An 18,239-nucleotide genomic window follows, 5' to 3' on the forward strand; every position below is an offset into this window, starting at 1 on the left:
ATTTACATAATTATCGTTATCGGAGGTGAAATACTTTAGATTATAAACTATGTTATATGGGTTAAGGGTGTTGTTAATTCTCATTTCTAATTATTTCATTTAAGTATATTATACAACCTGATACACAGGATCTGAGTAGAACTCTGAATTATTATACTAGGTAGTAAGATTTATTCCTTCTGGTTTACTACCTGGTATAATATCCTAACTTTCATTCGGAACAAGGGATAATAAGCTTTAAAGGTAATCTTATGTTGTAAGGGTTATATGCGTATACGGTTAATGTAACTGGGCATGCCGCTGGAATCTCTATACCAGGTTGTAACCAATGTCCATTTCCATCCACTTGAAACAAAGAACTTGATGGGTAGGAAAATGAATTATTATCTTTGTCAGTAAACGTCATTTTTTCTATCGTACTATTTGGCAAAAACCCCGATCCTTCAAGATTAAAAACCTTACTAGGTGTATAGGTTGCCGTAATTATAGGGGGTTCAAGTATTGGTTGGATTTGGTTGAGGAAATTGAGAACATCAACACTATTTACAGTTAACTTTCCGGTTATCCTAACATCCCCTTCAAACGCCCCAGCTATCACTCCCTTCCCAAAAACACCAGGCTGGTTCTGGCTCTGGCTTTCTCCCCATACTCCTATAAAATTTTGGCTGGTACCGACGACACCAGCTTGATTTGTACTATCACCATGAACCCCCTGCCAATTTTGATTTCTTCCGAAAACGCCAGGCTGGTCCTGGCTCTGGCTTTCTCCCCATACTCCTATAAAATTTTGGCTGGTACCGACAACACCAGCTTGCTCCTTACTATTACCATGAACTCCCTGCCAATTTTGACTTCTTCCGAAAACGCCAGGCTGGTCCTGGCTCTGGCTTTCTCCCCATACTCCTATAAAATTTTGGCTGGTACCGACGACACCAGCTTGCTCCTTACTTTCACCGTAGACAGCTTGTCCAGTGTCGCTGAATCCAGCCACACCTCGTCCACCAGCAGTGTTTGTACCGCTTACGGCAGGAACATTTGAATTATTAGAGTCACCAACTAAATTAGCCATTTGATTTCCTCCTTAAGTTATATTTTTAAATAACTAAAATTCAACCACATATTACTAATTTATTGCACAAGTTGTATATAAAGTACTAAAATTTAATGAATACTCTATTCATATTCGGTTAACATAACGTAACATTATCGGTAGCAAATATTTTGATAGAGTCCTCTACGATTTTTTTTATTTTGTTCGTGGTAATTTAACCATAGACGAAACACTCTAAACCCCTTGATATATCTAGTTTTTTTACACTTTTTAAAGTCTCTTTCTTCTCACTCTATATATAAGGGCTTTTCTCCTTGCATTCCGAAATTCGGCAGGGGTAGGACTTTCGCCAAGCCGACAGAGCTACCGTTCATAAATATTTCTTTAATCTAATTTTAGTTACGCTATTTCGTGGGGTTTATCCCCCACACGACTAGCCAACCTCTTCCCTAAAACAAGGGGGAAAGGAACAAGTTTACATAAATACGCTTATCGGCAATCAAAAAAATGACCTTCCAAGGGTCATTTTTTGATTCTTATGTAACTAACGCATGCCTAGTTCCTCTAGTTCTTCTAGTTATATATACATTTTTAAAAAAATAGTAATTTATAACAATCAATTGGACAACTTTTTTCATAAAAATAAAATTGTAAAGACAAGTTTTAATTTGAAACTTTACAATAAAAGCTTTTATTAAAGAAAGGTTGTGTTTTCTCTTGACACAAATTATCGGTGATTTAACGTGTCCCACTATTAATAGAGCCCAATTACAATTCACTAACTGTTTAGTTTTTGAAAGCTGTGCTCAGAAAATTGGAGAAGCGAGCATTCCTGAAGCGAATCTCACTGCAACAGCTCTTAGTACCGAAATTGGTGCTCTAATTATTGCTGCTGCTGCTGCTCTTACTCCAGCTCTTATAATACCCGCAGCCTTATTGCCTGGTTTGATTTTACAAGTTGCAACTGCTTTATCCAATTCAGACAACGTGGCATTTGATGCATGCGTTTCCTCGACTCCGCGACTAGAAGGTCATTTACTTCGGGACAAGATTATTAATTGTGGAGATGTTACTGCTTCTGTTACTGCTAGAACTACTGGCGCTCTTACGGTCACGCTTTCGGTGACTATTGCTGGAGTAACTACATCATTCTTGGTGACCATTCCAGCTGGCACCATGGGTTGTACCCTTATCGCACTGACGATCCAAGAAGAAGAAGAAGCTTGTGGAGTTCTTCCAACTGATTGTATCTTCGAACAAGTGATTGATACAGAAGGTTCAACTACTTGTGTTGTCAATGGAACTTCAGTTGTGGGTGGTCTTGTAGTTATCACAAAACTGGTGATAGTCAAAGCGGCTTTTAAAGTGTTGAAGAAAGTAGTTCGAGCTGTACAAAGTCCATTACCGACATGTCCTCCGAACGGACCATGCGCACCATGTAGTTAATAATAATGGTAAAAACTAGGGGGATAGCTAAATTTTGCTAATCCCCCTAGTTTTTGTATTAGTCTTTCTTAGGTTATTCGTTGAAAAGAAGCTCTATTAGAACAGGAGAGAAGAATAGTGGACAACAATAGTTTTCATTTGGATAAAGAAGTAATTAAGCTTCTTAAAATTGATAATATTACATTAAACATGATGTGCCAAGAACTTGAACAACGAGGCCACACTTTTACAAAAACTGAGCAAAATCAGTGTAGGTTTCGAGATAATGATATTCTCCTATTTCGTCATTTCCTAACCCTTGGCAAAACTGGAATGTCATTTGAGGCCGCGGCGAACAAAGTATTATTAATAGATGAAACCTCTCATAGTAATGCTACTACTAAAAAACAGGATCAGAACAACGAAAATTCCTTTAATTCGGTAGATATACAAGTTCTTCTAAAACTAAGAGATATGAATCAAGAGTTACTCCAACAAATAAATGAACAGCAAAAACACTATGAATCCTTGCTACAAAAGCAACAATCCTATATAGAGAACGCTTTACTTGAAATAAAGAAAAAAAATATGAGTATAGGAACAGATACTCTAGAGAAAGAAAAAATAACCCGTAAACGTTTTCTTTCTTGGTTATTTGGAGAATAAAAAAATTTCTAATTAATATTTATTTACACTCACCCTGTCTAGCGTCCACTTGTTGATATCGCCTATTCATGCTACTGCATGAAAAACCTCAAGACCTTGTCTTTTTTTAAAAAGGCAACCTTCCATCGGGGCAACCCGAAGGGAAGACCGATGTCTTCCCACCCTACATAAAAAGACCATCCTAGGGTGGTCTTTTTTAATTTTAGGTGATTTTCAGGTGTGATGAATTCCTTTCACTCTTTATTTTTATGACATTAGGAGTTGGATAGGAAAAATCTACTCAGTGGATTTGAGCGAAGTCCAAGGTTTTTGTTCTTGTATGGCTTGTTCGTTATCGGCGAAGCCGGAGTGTCCCGTAGGGCATATTCTATTGTTGTTGGGATAGGAATGGATAATGTATTGTTGTCGTTAAGCCGAGAGACTTAAAAATAAGGAAAGATATAAGAAAATTAGCGAAGCATAGGGAAGAACATTTATTTGATTATTAATTAAGGAATAGGAAAATATCAAAAGTTTCGGTTGTGATGATAAGATAAAGGAGTTATAACTGTTATATCGAAATTTAAATGTTAAAAAAGGAGGTTATGACTATTATGACTCCTATAATTTATGAGAATGTATCTCAGGTTGCGAAAAGATTGAAAATATCACCTTCTACGGTTAAAAAGTATTATTTGTTAATTGAGAGTTATAACTGTTATGCTTTTAAACGTGATGAGCGAGAACGAGTTATCTTTGGTGATTATGATTTGAAATTGTTACAAAGATTAGTAGAGTTGAAAAGTATGCCGCAAGTTACATTAGAAGATGCTTGTAAACTCCTTTTAGAGGAAGAAGGATTGAAGGCTAAAGATACAGATATGACTGTTATAACTCCTGAATCGGATGATTTAAAAGAGTTATTACAAGAATTAAAAAGTACAGTTGATATACAACAAAGACAATTACAAATGCAAAGTGAACAAATAACTCAGTTAACAAGCTTATTGGAATCGCAGCAAAAATTATTAATGGATTCAAATGTTATAGAAAATAAACAGATTATAGATCGAGATAAAGCCGTTATAACTGTTATGCGAGAACTTCAAGAAGTAAAACAAATGATTGCGGCAAATAATGAAAAGAAATGGTATCAATTTTGGAAGTAATTTACTGACTCCTATGCGTTTATGCCGTGAAAGTTATTTGATAACCATGAGGGTGTAGAGGCGCGTATCCAAGGGAACGTGGAATAAAAAGCCAGCATTCACGCTCCAAATTAAGGGTCAGATACACAATTTTAATAAACAGGAACCAAACGGTTCTTTTTGAATACTATGTAATCAGGAAGAACAGTTTTGGAAACAAAACGCCCCTTCCATCGAGGCAACTCGAAGGGAAGACCGATGTCTTCCCATCCTACATAAGAAGACCACCTTAGGGTGGTTTTTTCATTTTCCTGACGTTACCCCTATTTTAGTAAATTATATTATATCTTTAGGGAAGCCACTAATTTCAATATAGGGATCTATGTTTAACATAGGAGGGATTGGACAAATCAGGTATCTAAAGAATACGTTATAGCAAGACAACAAGGAGTTTAGTGACACGGTAAAGTGAAAGTTGCACATTTTTGATCGTATTTAAAAAAAAGACAGTAAAGAAACTGTCTTTTTTTGCTATCTTTTAAAAATAGCTGTTGAGAAGGTAATTTGGGGTTTTGGGGTAGTGTAAGATGATTATCATCTTATTTGTAGTTTATGTAAGTGATAATAAATGGCTTGTACAATCGTGGAATTTAGTAATTTTTATTTTAATAAGTTGGTTAATTAGATATTTGATAGAGGGAGAAAGTCTAATCAAATGATTTTTTATTTTCATAGAATACAGTATAAGTAATTTTTTAGGAATAGGGGGTATGTTAAATGTCTTTTAATCGCAGATGTGAATGCGATGAATGTAATAGAAATCGAAGATGTGAATGTGATGAGTGTAATAGAAATCGAAGATGTGAATGTGATGAATGTAATAGAAATCGAAGAAGAAGAAGAAGAGAGCTTGAGGAGGTGAGAAAAGTGGGGAATTTTGAAGGGCGTAGAAGATTAAATGGTTTACGAGAAGGTGACAGAATTAATGTTTTTTCCGGTGGAGATCAGATCGATGGAACAGGAGTTTTTATTCGTATAGAGGATGGATTTCTTATTTGGGTTGATGCTGCTGCGAACATTAATGTGACTAGCCTAGATGTTATTAGTGTTCGAAGAGTAGTTTAATATTAATAAATAATATTAAAAGATAAGGGAGAGGGCCCTTATCTTATTTTGTTTTTTTATGAAAGGTAGTAAATAGAAAGGTATAATGTATCATATGTATAGATTTTTAATTAGGTTTGTACATTCTTAATAAATCTGTTTTTGTTTTATGTAGAAGGTGCCAAGAAATACTTTGTAGTTTTATTTCTTGGCATGGGTATTTATTTGGGTCTTTTGGATGCCGACCTTACAATAGTATATGTCCGCTATATGAAATGGTTTGTTATTTATTTTCAGTTGGGTAACATTTAGAAAAGAAAAGCACCTATTTTTTAATAGGTGCTTTTCTTGCAAATTGGCTTATAAACTAAAGGTTTTTCTTTTAATTAATTTTTAAAAATCATCTTTATGATCATGCTCGCATTCATGTCTATGTTCATGTTTATGCTCATCACATTCTCTACAATGTCTACGACGTTTGCAACAGAAACGATCACAATCAGGTGAATTTATAGAGACTACGTTAATTTTTCTAATCGCAATACGTGCTAATCCTGGGAAACAATCAAAGTCAGATAGAATAATTACGTCGTTTCCTTGGAAACCTTGAAATGTTGCACTTGTAGGTCGTTGAGAATCAAATTGAATAACAATGCAAGTTCCGGGAGTTAATGTTCTTAAAAATTGTCGTAACTCGGGATTATTATCTTCTTTTCGATGATCTTCTTTTCGATGATCTTCTCTTCGATGATCTTCTCTTCGACGATCTTCTCTTCGACGATCTTCTCTTCGACGATCAAATCTATCGAAATCACAACCTCCACAAAAACCAAAACCCATAATAATTACCCCCTTTCGTTCGTTAGTACATCTTATGCTCGTCTAGAGAGGATGGTGTAAGTATATAAGTCTAGTTAAGTGTGGATTTTTTATTTAAGGGGTACCACCAACATTTTAACGAAAATATAGGCTAAGCAAATTTTAATTCAAATTGTGTTAATGAGTTTTGAGAATCCCTTAGAGTATAAAAACGTTAAAATGTGTCTACTATCTATCCCTACTAGGATCGTTTATTAGGGTGGGGCACTGTTAGAATATGACTTACTTCTGAATTTGGTTTTATCAATCATATATGGTATATGAAATTTTAAATGGGACAAAAAGAAAAGACACTCAAATGAGCGCCTACTTTTTTAGTATCCGAATCCGCCACCGCCGCCCCAACAACTACATCCAATAATGATTAACAGGATGAACAGAACGATTATTAAAGCAAATCCGCCACCAAAGCCACCACAAGAACCACCAAAACTCATATTTTTTCCCCCTTCAATTAGGAGATAGAACAATAGATAAGTTATTGTTTTAATCGATTCTCATTATTTTATGTTTTTATGAACAGAATGAGCAGGTCTTTTTGAAAATAAAAATAAGACATCCTAAGGTGTTTTTCTCCAAATTGAACCACTTTAATTTTAATAATATGTATTGGACTCCCATCCAAATAATATTTTACCACGTTAAGTTGTATTGTTCATTGAGGGATACTAACGTTATTTCGCGGATTTTATACGTTAGGACAAATATTGTAAATTAATGTAACTAAAGACATTTAAATATTTTTGGTAATTCAACTTAGATCAGCAATTGTACCTGCCGAACTGCCTAGATCTATCGTTCAATAATTTCACTTATGTTATATAAAATTATGTTAAATTCTTGGGGGCTAGCGCATAGCGGTTAAGACGGAGAAAAAATTACAGCTAAAAATAAAGTTTTGGTTATCACAACGAAAACTAAGATTCATAACATGATATAACTGTAATTTTTAAAATCTATTATGTATTATGGGGGGGTATATATGGAAAAGTCTCCAATTATTTTGCACGATGAGCCTTTTATAGCTTGTTATGAAAAGGTTGTTACAGCTATAGAATGTCGGCAATTAATTGATTTGGCTCAAAATCAACTTCAACCATCAACAATTATTGGGGAGTCGGAGATAGAAATTTCAAGAGTACGTACATCAGAAAATACTTGGTTACGACATGACTCACATATACTTATTAATGAGATATCAAATCGCATTGCTTCTACAATTAAACAACAGCTTAATTATGCCGAATCATTACAAGTTGCAAGGTATTTGGTTGATGGAAAATTTGGTGCTCATTTTGACAGTTTTGATCTTGAAACTAAAGCAGGACAAATGTATGTTTCACAAGGTGGTCAAAGATTAATTACAGCACTCCTTTATTTAAATACAGTAGATTCAGGGGGCGAAACTTATTTCCCTGCTCTTAATATTAAAGTTACTCCATCTCCAGGGACATTATTAGTTTTTGAAAACTGTAAAAAGGGAACAAATGAAAAACATCCATCTTCTCAACATGAAGGCTGCTCAGTGAAAAAAGGGGAAAAATGGATTGCAACATTATGGTTTAGAGATAGGCCACAGTATTAAATATTATTTAATGGTCTGATTATTGTGAAGAAGAGGATTAAATCAAAAGTTAATAGGACCCTTTTAAAGATGAAATTCGTCTAAAATATTATCTTTTTCTTCTTTATTGATTCCAATATATTTAAGTGTAATTTGTGGTGTGCTGTGATTTAGTATTTCTTGCAACATGGCTACATCTTTTGTTTGTTTATAGAACCAATAGCCGAAGGTTTTGCGCATGGTGTGAGTCCCGATGGATTCTATACCGGCAAAATCTCCGGCTTTTTGCAATTGTCGATAAGCCTGGATCTTACTAATGGGTTGATCGCCTTTTCTTGAAGGGAATAACCAGGTATTTTCTATTCCTTGGGCATACGAATAGACTTCATCAAAAATAGAAGTAAGATTAATCATGCGTTCTTTCTTCGTTTTTCCTTCTTTGATCTTAAATTCTTTTCTCTTTTTCCGTTTTAACTTTAGTATGGTTTGTGTTTCAAGTTGAAGTAGATCACTTACGCGTAGTCCTGTATGGATTCCAATTAAAAAGAGAATATAGTCTCTTTCAGAACAATGACGTTTGAGGGCCCACTTCATATCTTCGATTTGTTCTTTACTTCTAATGGGTTGGACATCAATGAGATGTGGTTTTTTGTTCATGGATTTTTCTACCTCTTTATTTACAGTGTTTTGAATGTATACTTTTATTATATAAATTGAGGATATCAGGGGATTCGGTGAGAAGTCAATGTTTAAGGGTTTTTGAATGTAAACTAATATTGAAAAGTTTACTTTCAAATTAGAGGAAGTTATCCCCTGGGTGGGGTAATTAATACCAAAAGACGAAAATCTCTACAGTCTGTTTTTTATTGAATAATTTAGGAACCAGACTGAAACTCTTGCATAATATGTAATTAGGAAAAACAGTTTTGGAAACAAAACGCCATTTCCATCGGGGCAACCCGAAGGGAAGACCGATGTCTTCCCACCCTACATAGAGAGACCACCTTAGGGTGGTCTTTTTTAATTTTAGGTGATTTTTAGGTGCGATGAATTTTTCTCACTCTTTATTTTTATCATATTAGGAGGGGCTAATCCCTTTCGTCACCTCAGCTCTTGCACTCACACCTAAAAACGAAGATGAAAACAACAAATGAGTAATAGGGTAAAGTTAGAACATGCCATTAAACAAGTATTGAGCGAGGAAGGGCATGTCCTGCTTATTTCACAGAATCCCCCTCGCTCATTGGATAGAGATTTAAAGAACGAGATCAAGTACTCATGCAATATGTTTGAGAGATATTTAAAGATATTAGACATTTATAAAAATTAAATAATGTCTAATTTTTATAAAGAAATCAGCAAATAGACATTTAACGGATTTAATAAACAACTATTTTTCATAGAATATAATCATAATCTATTACAATAAAGAAAGATGGTGTTTTTATGCCCTGCTGCCGACCTATTAACCAGTGTCCAAGTCCCGTACAGGAGCCATTAAGGTTTTCTAATGCTGTTTTTATGCCTCCTCAACCTATTAACCAGTGTCCAAGTCCCGTACAGGAGCCATTAAGGTTTTCTAACTGTTTGGTATTTGAAGCTTGTGCTCAAAAGATTGGAGAAGCACGGATTCCTGCAGGAAATCTTATTGTAGCCGGTATTGGTGGATTCATTGGTGATCTGATTTCTGCGCTTGCTGCTGATCTGGGTCTTGCATTAAACGCAGCTATATTGGCTGCAGCGGTTTTGGAGGTTTCAACACGTTTAGGTGCTTCGGGACTTGTCGAATTCGACGCGTGTGTCTCTGCAACCCCAACACTAGAAGGTCATTTGCTTCGGGACAAGATCATCAACTGCGGCGATGTTGATGCGTCTGTTATTGTTCGAACTGTAGGAGTATTTACTACTAAGATTTTACTGACTCCTAATGCTCCGATCATCACAGTGACCATTCCAGCTGGTACCGTAGGTTGTACCCTCATCGCGCTGACGATCCAAGAGGAAGAAGAAGCGTGTGGAGTTCTTCCAACTGATTGCATCTTCGAACAAGTTATTGATACAGAAGGTTCAACTACTTGTGTTGTCAATGGAACTACAGTTAACGCAGCTGGTCTTGTAATTATCACAAAACTGGTGATAGTCAAAGCGGCTTTTGTCGTGTTGAAGAAAGTAGTTCGAGCTGTACAAAGTCCATTACCGACATGTTCTCCGGGATCACCATGTCCCCCTTCGACATCGAAGAAACCATGCTGATGGTAAAAATCTAGAAGACAGCCAAATTTGGCTGTTTTCTTCCTAGTTTTATATCAGTCTCTATGTAAATTTTAAATAAAGATCTTCTTGATTCACTTTTTTTCTTATGGATTAAGCGAGAATTGAATGGTTTTTAGAAACATACGGACAAAATCTATAGGATTTTATAAAAGAATTAAAGAGTGTTAATAGTGAAATAGATTAGAGATGGTTATTTGTGTTGGTCAATCAAAACGGACCTAGCGTAGCGAAGGGAGTATTTGACTTGACCAACTAGACTACACCCGACCCTCTTGGTACTGAACAAACGGTCGTTTGTTCCTGCCAACCGGCGAGGGAGCCCCTCAAGGATTGAGGGGTTGGGGAGTTCGATTGAGGGGGCTGGGGAAGAGTTCCCCAGTGGGTTTGGGCAAAGCCCAAGGCTTGTTTTTCCCATGCTAAGCATGGTTCGGCAACGCCGATAAGCGTCGCAGACCCCTATCGATTTTGATGCAAAAGCGTCAAAATACGTATAGGGTTACGTTAATTGACACAATTTCGTCGCCTTGCTAGACTTATTGTATCAATTAATCTAGGGGAAGTGGTGGCACTTTATGTTGTTCTCTATCTCATTTAATCAATCTCACCAAAGTTCATTAAGCCATAATAACAGAGAAAACATTCATGGGAATCCTGGCATAGATCCATTCAGGTTAGAAGAGAATATCTACTTTGTTCAAAAGGACATCCGAAGTGTATACAAGGATGTCTTTCAAGAAGCAGTAGATAAGTATAACGAGAAACAAAAACGCAATGATCGCAAAATTAAGGATTATTATGACAAGATAAAAAAAGATACAAAGACACATGAGCAACGAGAATTGGTTGTAGCGGTTGGAGAGGGTAAAGATGACCCAAAGTATAGGGAAGCTAAAAAAGAAGCGTTAAAACAGTATGCGGAGGCGTTTCAAGGGCGAAATCCAAATCTAGTAGTTTATAACATGGTTTTACATGATGATGAAGCAAATCCGCATTTACATATTAACTATGTACCGAATTTCGAAAGTAGTCGAGGATTAACGAGGCGTGTCGGAATGGATAGAGCCTTGCAACAACAAGGCGTACAAGGAAAAGGGACGGAGCTAATTGCGAATTGGAGACAATTAGAAACGGCTTATATTGAATCTTTGGCTAAAGAACAAATTCCAAATTTTGAACGTGCTAATGTGGGTTCTCATAAATATATGAAAGTCCGTCAATACAAGGAATATGCAGAAGCAAAGTCAACTATTGAAAACCAAGTAGAAGAAAAAGAAACACAGTTACAAACGATTGACGATCATTTAAAAAACGTTGAAGAGAAAACAAACGAATTACAAGTAGCGAAAACAAATTTGGAAAGTGATGTCGTTGATACGTACAAAGAATTAGAAATAATAAAACAACAAGTAGAGAGCGAAAGTGAAAAACTGCAGCTAATTGGCCAGTGTCATCTAGAGTTAGAAGAAAGAGTAACACAAATGCAAAAGGAATTAGATAGTGCTACGGATCAAGTACCAAATGAACCTGTTAAAATTCCATTTTTACGTAAAGAAGTAGTAGTAGAAATACAGGATAAAATGTTTGGAAAAGTTGAAATCACGAAGAAAGAGACAAGAAATTATGTGTTATCACCAGAACAATATCAAGAGGTAACAAAACAAGTGAATTCAGCGGTTACTATCAAAAAGGATTATGAGCGTTTGAAAAAGACAGATTTTGTGAAGGAGAATGAGAGTTTAAAAGTGCATGCAGAGGGTTGGATGAAAGAAAATCGAACATTGAAACAAGAAAAAAGTATGTTGCAAAAGGAAATTGGTGTATTAAATAGGGAAATTAGCTCATTAAAAGCCTATATAAAGGGTCTGCAGATGAATATAAGAGTTTTGTATGTACAAACGAAAAAAGTTTTTAAAGAGCAATTTAAGGCGTTTAGAGAGATTGTTAAAAATGAATTGGATAGCAAGGGAATAGATAATCAATTTGAACGTGAACATAAGAAAGAAATAAGCAGCAGACACCGAGATTTTGATAGGGAAAGATAGGAGTAATGGTGAAAACATTGACTTGCATGAGTTTAAAGGAGAAAAAGGGGGTTGAATGTTGTGTTTTTGTAAGAGATGGAAAGCTTTAACAAGGTGTTTCATGTTATTATAGAGAAAGACCTATAAACGAGAAAAACCGCTCTAGCTTTGGTCGGCGAGACGGTTTTTCATAATAAGGTTGGAATCAACCATTTATATATTCTATATACATTCTAACATATAAAAGTTGATTCCTTCCACTAAGGGAGAGAATTATTTTATGACAAAAGTTGTAGATTTTGGACAAGCTGAAAAAAAAGCGAAAATAAGAGATAGTAAGATTGATAGTATTTATGACCAGTTGTTAGCAGGTGGTTACTCAGAAGAAGAAAAAGCAATGCTTTTGCAGTTGTTAAGTAAGGCGACTGGTGGGGAAGAATATTTCATTGGTAAAAAGAAAAAGCCTACGGATAGGGTGAAGTTTGTGCAAATGATAACGGATAATTATAATTACTTAGCAAAAATAAACTATCTTACGAATGCTGAAAAGGCTTTTCTAATGGATTTAGTGCCTTATGTAGAATTTAAAACGAATATTCTTGTAGAACGAGCAAATGAAGAAAATGAATTTGATTCAGATAATGCTACTCCTAGTTATTTAGCAAAGGAATTGAAGAGAGATCGTTCAAGGGTTTCAATGATGATGAATTCTTTAATGGAAAAAGGAATATTGGCGGTTGCGGAATCTGGAATGACAACAGAAGATGGACGTATTTGTACGAGTCGTACATGGTTTGTAAATCCTAACATTATGTGTTGTTCTCCAAAAGATGGAGTAGACAAAGCTACACAAAGAATTTTTAAGAAGTCTCTTAAAAAATTTGTTGCTGAAGATGGTAAAAAGCATAAATTACCAGTCTATTTATTTTAGGAATGAGAAGAAAAGATGTCATTGACATCTTTTCTTTTTTTTGTTTTTCCATTTTTTAGGTGTCCCTTTTTTGCAACACAGGTGTTGCTTTTTTGCAACACCCTATACCTCATAAACCCTTGCTATTACTGACTTTCTTCACTTTGCTCTTCTCACTCTTATATATAGGGCTAAAAGTTCCGCAAGGAACGGGTCGTATTTTTGAGAAAATCACTCAAAAATCTCCACCCTCAATATCAAAAAGTCGGTTCGTTAATCCTCACCTAAAGGCTACTGCCTTTTCTTTTTGATATTGTCTTTGCAAAACTTTTTTCGGCTCGTGTGCTTTTCTCGCCAAGCCGACAGACAAAAAGCAAAGCAATGGTTCTCGACTTGGATTAGCAAGTATACGAGCCGAATCGCTTAGATCATTCGTTCCAAAATAGTCCTTATTCAAAAATAGATACGTAATACGTGGGGTTTCGCCCCCACACGACGAGCCAGCACTCTAGCCAAAAAGCAAAGGAATGAGATCTAAAATAGCGAAGCATAGGGAATCATGTATAAAATATTTATAGAGAGTTAATGAAACATACTATTATTGATATATTATAATAATATATTTTAATGTATTTAAACTATTTTAAAATGTTTTCTTATATAAATTATCCAGTATCATATTGTAAATTATAAAGTTAATTACTAATAAAAAAGAAAAAAGGTATGTAAGATGCTACAGGAACAAATTCTAAAATTTTTAAAAGGTATTGAATTTCTTACATCTTTTCATACATTAAAACCAGAATAATTTAGAAAGTTGGCATTTACAAATAGAATATAAAATTTCAGTATCAGTGGATGAAGCTTTGTACATGGAGTAATGGTTATATAAACCTTGTTTAGGAGTGAAATAATGAAAAATTTATGGATTAACCGTGGTAAAATGTGGGAAATTTCCTCTAAACAAATGATTGTTTTTAAATCTTCAACTTTAAAGAATAAACTGGGAGATCAAGAAAAAGTGGATGAAATTGACTCTGTTGATGAAACGAACAATACATTCCAAGCAGATTCCATTTTAGAGATTCCGGATTTTCTTGAATCTGATTTTATGAATGAACTGGAAGATCAAGAAGAAGTGGATGAAATTGATTCTGTTGATTTATGGATTAATCATAGTAAAATGTCGGAAATATCCTCTAAACAAATGATTGTTTTTAAATCTTCAACTTTAAAGAATAAACTGGGAGATCAAGAAAAAGTGGATGAAATTGATTCTGTTGATGAAGTGAATAATATATTTCAAACAGATTCTATTTTAGAGATTCAGGATCTTTCTGAATCTGATTTTATGAATGAACTGAGAAATCAAGAAAAAGTGGATGAAATTGATTCTGTTGATGAAACAAATAATACATTTCAAACAGATGTTATTTTAGAGATTCCGGATCTTCCTGAATTTGATTTTATGAATGAACTGGGAAATCAAGAAGAAGTGGATGAAATTGATTCTGTTGATGAAATAAATAATACATTTCTAATAGATTTTATTTTTGAGATTCCGGATTTTCCTGAATTTGATTTTATGAATGAATTGGGAGATCAAGAAGAAGTGGATGAAATTGATTCTGTTGATGAAACAAATAATACATTTCAAACAGATGTTATTTTAGAGATTCCGGATCTTCCTGAATTTGATTTTATGAATGAACTGGGAAATCAAGAAGAAGTGGATGAAATCGATTCTGTTGACTGTACTAGTGAGTGTGATACGTATGAACAAGGAAAAGTATGTTTTATGACTAAAAAAAGCTCATTCTCCACTCATGTAAAAATTGATGATTTTTTTCATGCTCCTATCTGTAGTAATTCAGTTCAAAATACATTTGAATTTATTGATCTCAATAATAAACAATCCCCTCAATTTGATACAAAACTATTTAATACTATAACTTATTATCCAGAACAGCTTGATTGTCGTTTGGTTAGTTCTGAAATTCATGAAATTATATTTCTTACTGATACTCATACTTATGGTATGAATAATAAGGATGAGTATTATAAATCAGTTGTATTTCCTTTACATGACTCACGATTTATGAAAACGGGAGAAATAAATAATAATTCTTATACTTCTTATGATTGTATACATATTAGAGTTCCAGTTGTAATAGGGGAATACAAAATTGAAATATGTTTAGAAGAAAATATCGTGTTTGAAGAAAAGGTTATAAGGGTTAAAGAAATCTCTAAAGAGGTAGTATTAACTAATTGTAAATTTATCCCTAGTCAATTTTCACAATCGTTAGGTAATGGGATATGTACAGTATTAAAAGGAAATTTATTTATAGAAGGGTATATACATCAGAATATTGAGTATACTGCATTTAATAATGGAAATGGGGATTCCATACAAAAAAAGTCAGTAACTCATTTAAATCAAATATGTCAAAAAATTGTATTAGATTTAATCATCAATTTACTACAAGTTCAACAAGTTCGAGTCAGTCATGATGGTAAAATTTTTAAAAGTTAACTGAGCCTATATATTCAAAAAAACCATCAATTTTAAATATATCAATAAATTAATATAGTATAAGCCTATGCATTAAAATTAATACTACATATTCTAGTTGAATAGAGTGTGTAAAAACCTCTAAATATGTAATGAAATGAGGTTGTTTTCTTTGAGCGAACAACAAACACCAGGACCTTGTCCAGTCACATCAACAGAACAATTACCATTAAATGCTTCTCCAATTACGCCAATTTCTGCAACTTTTTCTAGAACGACAATACTTAAGGTTCCGGTTGTATTAGCGGAGTCAACACTTCAAATTGTTGTAGAGTCAAATATTATACTTAATCCGGCAGCAACTGAAATTAAGAGAGTGAAAAAGCATGTATTTTTAGATCAAGTTAAACTTGTACCTGTGGCATTTGAGCCTATTGAAGGGACTGACTTTTTTACTGTCACAAAAGCTAAATTATTTGTAGCAGGACATATTCGTAAAAATATTGAATATGCTACAAATGTTCCAGATGCATGTAATGGAGCACTTCAGGATAGAATTGCTGATGTTCAGTTTTCTGGTTTTGCAGAACTTAAGTGTATGGACTTTTTAAGCCCTCCAATTTTCGCTAATTCTAAAAGTTCTGAAGCTAATTTTATTAGTGATACAAACGGTTTAAATGCACGTTTGGATAAAGCTTTCTTTCAAAATCATGTTAAATACAATGAACAACCATTTGGTGAATTAGTAGCTGCAGACTTCTTTGAACTTGATTTTTCACCAACTGCAGCAACCCCTGAGGGTACGTTTGATACATTAACTGAAAAAATTGTATTGGACCTTACTCTGAAAGTGTTACAAGTTCAACAAGTCAGTGTTTCTGGAACGCCAGTAGTCCTTCCTACGACTCCTTCTCCTTGTTCTTCTCCTTCTCCTTGATAGTCCAAAAAAAGAACTTTGTTTTTTAAAAACAGAGTTCTTTTCTTTATAGGGTCTTTAATGGATAGTATATAAAAATACAAAAACCATCTATAAGAATTTATTTATATATAGTTTACATAAAGTTTTGTTTACTTCAAGTTTAACAAGTTTGAGTTAGTTATAATGGAAAAATCTTTAAAAGTTAACCAAACTTATTTACAGCTTAAAAAAATCTCTTTACTTTCTAAAAATGAGCAAATGATTATTATATTTGCCCGTACATTAAAATTAATACTACATATTCTAGTAACATAGAGTGTGTAAAAACCTCTAAATATATATTGAAATGAGGTTGTTTTTTTGAATCAACAACCATGTTCACAACAACTACAACAAACACCAGGACCTTGTCCAGTCCCATCAGTAGAACAAATACCATTAGAGGCTACTCGAATTACGCCAGTGGCTACTCCTTCTAGTGCGCCAATTATTAAGACTCCAGTTGTATTAGCAGAGACAACACTTCAAATTGTTGTAGAGTCAAATATTACGTTTCCTACATCAACTCCAGCAACTGAAATTAAGAGAGTGAAAAAGCATGTATTTTTAGATCAAGTTAAACTTGTACCTGTGGCATTTAAGGCTATTCCGGGGTCTGACTTTTTAACTGTTGAAAAAGCTAAATTATTTGTAGCAGGACATATTCGTAAAAATATTGAATTTGCTACAAATGCATGTAGTGGAGCACTTCAGGATTTAATTGCTGATGTCAAGTTTTTTGGTTTTGCAGAACTTAAGTGTACGGACTTTTTAAGCCCTCCAATTTTTTCTAATACAACAAAATTCGAATCTAATTTTGTTGATGATACAGGTTTAAATGCACGTTTGGATAAAGTTTTCTTTCAAAATCATGTTAAATACAATGAACAACCATTTGGTGAATTAGTAGCTGCAGACTTCTTTGAACTTGATTTTTCACCAACTCCAGCAACTCCTGAGGGTACGTTTACTTCATTAACTGAAAAAATTGTATTGGATCTTACTCTAAAAGTGTTGCAAATTCAACAAGTTAAAGTTACTGGAAATCCAGTAGTTCTTCCTACGACTCCTTCTCCTTGTCCTCCTACTTCTACTTCCGGTTGCTAGTCTAAAAAAAGGACTCTGTTTTTTTTAAAAACAGAGTCCTTTTTTTATGGGGTCTTATCAGTAAATTTAGATGTCAAATTCTCATTGACATCTTTTTTTTATTATGATTTTCCTTTTTTTAGGTGTTACGAAAAAGTAACACCTCATGTCTTATAAACCCTTGATATTACTGACTTTCTTCACTTTCCTCTTCTCACTCTTATATATATAGCTAAAAGTTTCGCAAGGAATGGGTCGTATTTTCTTTCGCTTTGCTACAGAAAATCTCCACCCTTTTAGCTTTGCTACATCCTTGCAAAACTTTTTTCGGCTCGAGTTTTGGTGGCACCAAGCCGACACATCCAAAAGCAATTATCTAGATTATCGGCTTGAATTTGCTATTATACGAGCCGAACCGCTAGTGCCTTCGCCTAATAATTTCACTTACTATATTGATAGATACGTAATACGTGGGGGTTCGTCCCCACACGACGAACCAGTCTCAACCCCAAAAGCAAAGAAAAACCCTCTTTTAAACCTGTTTATTTTGCTTTTTAAGCGTATATCTTTGTTTTTACGATAAATAGGTGTTGTTTTAGTTTTATTATACTTTAAACGGGATTCTGAAGCATCTGGATGGGATTTTGCGTTTAGGTTTT

The 18,239-nt window shown here is 34.3% G+C and carries 16 protein-coding genes; 11 read left to right on the forward strand and 5 right to left on the reverse strand.

Annotated features, from left to right (window positions below):
* Positions 1 to 211: 211 nt before the first annotated feature.
* Positions 212 to 1,069, reverse strand: coding sequence for a hypothetical protein (locus U860_RS0123485; protein WP_025150418.1), 858 nt, complete (start codon positions 1,067 to 1,069; stop codon positions 212 to 214).
* A gap of 699 nt (positions 1,070 to 1,768) precedes the next feature.
* Between U860_RS0123485 and U860_RS0123490 the strand changes: the two genes are divergently transcribed.
* The 4 genes from U860_RS0123490 (at position 1,769) to U860_RS34050 (ending at position 5,394) form a co-directional block, all read left to right on the forward strand.
* A complete protein-coding gene (locus U860_RS0123490; protein ID WP_025150419.1) occupies positions 1,769 to 2,497 on the forward strand; it encodes a hypothetical protein in 729 nt (242 codons plus the stop codon).
* A 117-nt stretch (positions 2,498 to 2,614) separates the two neighbouring features.
* The gene (locus tag U860_RS0123495) at positions 2,615 to 3,142 is read left to right on the forward strand and encodes a hypothetical protein (protein WP_025150420.1); all 528 of its coding nucleotides are present in this window, start codon (positions 2,615 to 2,617) and stop codon (positions 3,140 to 3,142) included.
* Between the two features lie 593 nt (positions 3,143 to 3,735).
* Positions 3,736 to 4,290, forward strand: a complete 555-nt coding sequence (locus tag U860_RS0123500) for a DUF3967 domain-containing protein (protein WP_025150421.1) — start codon at positions 3,736 to 3,738, stop codon at positions 4,288 to 4,290.
* Positions 4,291 to 5,046: 756 nt separating this feature from the next.
* A complete protein-coding gene (locus tag U860_RS34050) occupies positions 5,047 to 5,394 on the forward strand; it encodes a hypothetical protein (protein ID WP_081806883.1) in 348 nt (115 codons plus the stop codon).
* A gap of 372 nt (positions 5,395 to 5,766) precedes the next feature.
* Here the strand turns inward: U860_RS34050 and U860_RS0123520 are convergent, their stop codons facing one another.
* Both U860_RS0123520 and U860_RS31895 read right to left on the reverse strand, forming a co-directional pair.
* Positions 5,767 to 6,213, reverse strand: coding sequence for a hypothetical protein (locus tag U860_RS0123520; RefSeq protein ID WP_025150423.1), 447 nt, complete (start codon positions 6,211 to 6,213; stop codon positions 5,767 to 5,769).
* A gap of 353 nt (positions 6,214 to 6,566) precedes the next feature.
* Positions 6,567 to 6,689, reverse strand: a complete 123-nt coding sequence (locus tag U860_RS31895) for a YjcZ family sporulation protein (protein ID WP_002174933.1) — start codon at positions 6,687 to 6,689, stop codon at positions 6,567 to 6,569.
* 545 nt (positions 6,690 to 7,234) lie between these two features.
* On the opposite strand from U860_RS31895, the gene U860_RS0123530 reads away from it, so the two are divergent.
* On the forward strand, positions 7,235 to 7,837 hold the full coding sequence (locus U860_RS0123530) for a 2OG-Fe(II) oxygenase (RefSeq protein ID WP_025150424.1): 603 nt from the start codon (positions 7,235 to 7,237) through the stop codon (positions 7,835 to 7,837).
* 63 nt (positions 7,838 to 7,900) lie between these two features.
* On the opposite strand, the gene U860_RS0123535 is transcribed toward U860_RS0123530, so the two are convergent.
* The gene (locus U860_RS0123535) at positions 7,901 to 8,473 is read right to left on the reverse strand and encodes a tyrosine-type recombinase/integrase (RefSeq protein ID WP_025150425.1); all 573 of its coding nucleotides are present in this window, start codon (positions 8,471 to 8,473) and stop codon (positions 7,901 to 7,903) included.
* 930 nt (positions 8,474 to 9,403) lie between these two features.
* Between U860_RS0123535 and U860_RS0123540 the strand changes: the two genes are divergently transcribed.
* The 6 genes from U860_RS0123540 to U860_RS0123575 all read left to right on the forward strand — a co-directional run bounded on the left by U860_RS0123540 (position 9,404) and on the right by U860_RS0123575 (position 17,601).
* Positions 9,404 to 10,069: a hypothetical protein gene (locus U860_RS0123540; RefSeq protein ID WP_162791012.1), complete on the forward strand. Its 666-nt coding sequence runs from the start codon at positions 9,404 to 9,406 to the stop codon at positions 10,067 to 10,069.
* A gap of 593 nt (positions 10,070 to 10,662) precedes the next feature.
* Positions 10,663 to 12,132 carry a plasmid recombination protein gene (locus tag U860_RS0123545; RefSeq protein ID WP_025150427.1) on the forward strand — a complete coding sequence of 490 codons (1,470 nt, stop codon included), beginning with the start codon at positions 10,663 to 10,665 and terminating at the stop codon, positions 12,130 to 12,132.
* Positions 12,133 to 12,391: 259 nt separating this feature from the next.
* A complete protein-coding gene (locus tag U860_RS0123550) occupies positions 12,392 to 13,042 on the forward strand; it encodes a MarR family transcriptional regulator (protein ID WP_025150428.1) in 651 nt (216 codons plus the stop codon).
* A gap of 892 nt (positions 13,043 to 13,934) precedes the next feature.
* Positions 13,935 to 15,557 (forward strand): BC_2427 family protein, encoded by a 1,623-nt coding sequence (locus tag U860_RS32485; RefSeq protein ID WP_025150429.1) that lies wholly within the window; start codon positions 13,935 to 13,937, stop codon positions 15,555 to 15,557.
* Positions 15,558 to 15,708: 151 nt separating this feature from the next.
* Positions 15,709 to 16,473, forward strand: coding sequence for a CsxC family protein (locus U860_RS0123565; RefSeq protein ID WP_025150430.1), 765 nt, complete (start codon positions 15,709 to 15,711; stop codon positions 16,471 to 16,473).
* Between the two features lie 342 nt (positions 16,474 to 16,815).
* On the forward strand, positions 16,816 to 17,601 hold the full coding sequence (locus tag U860_RS0123575; protein ID WP_025150431.1) for a CsxC family protein: 786 nt from the start codon (positions 16,816 to 16,818) through the stop codon (positions 17,599 to 17,601).
* Between the two features lie 426 nt (positions 17,602 to 18,027).
* On the opposite strand, the gene U860_RS36015 is transcribed toward U860_RS0123575, so the two are convergent.
* On the reverse strand, positions 18,028 to 18,239 hold a 212-nt coding region (locus U860_RS36015), incomplete at its 5' end, for a hypothetical protein (protein WP_205206355.1).

Source organism: Bacillus sp. H1a (genome assembly GCF_000633475.1).
Classification (GTDB): Bacteria; Bacillota; Bacilli; order Bacillales; family Bacillaceae_G; genus Bacillus_A; species Bacillus_A paramycoides.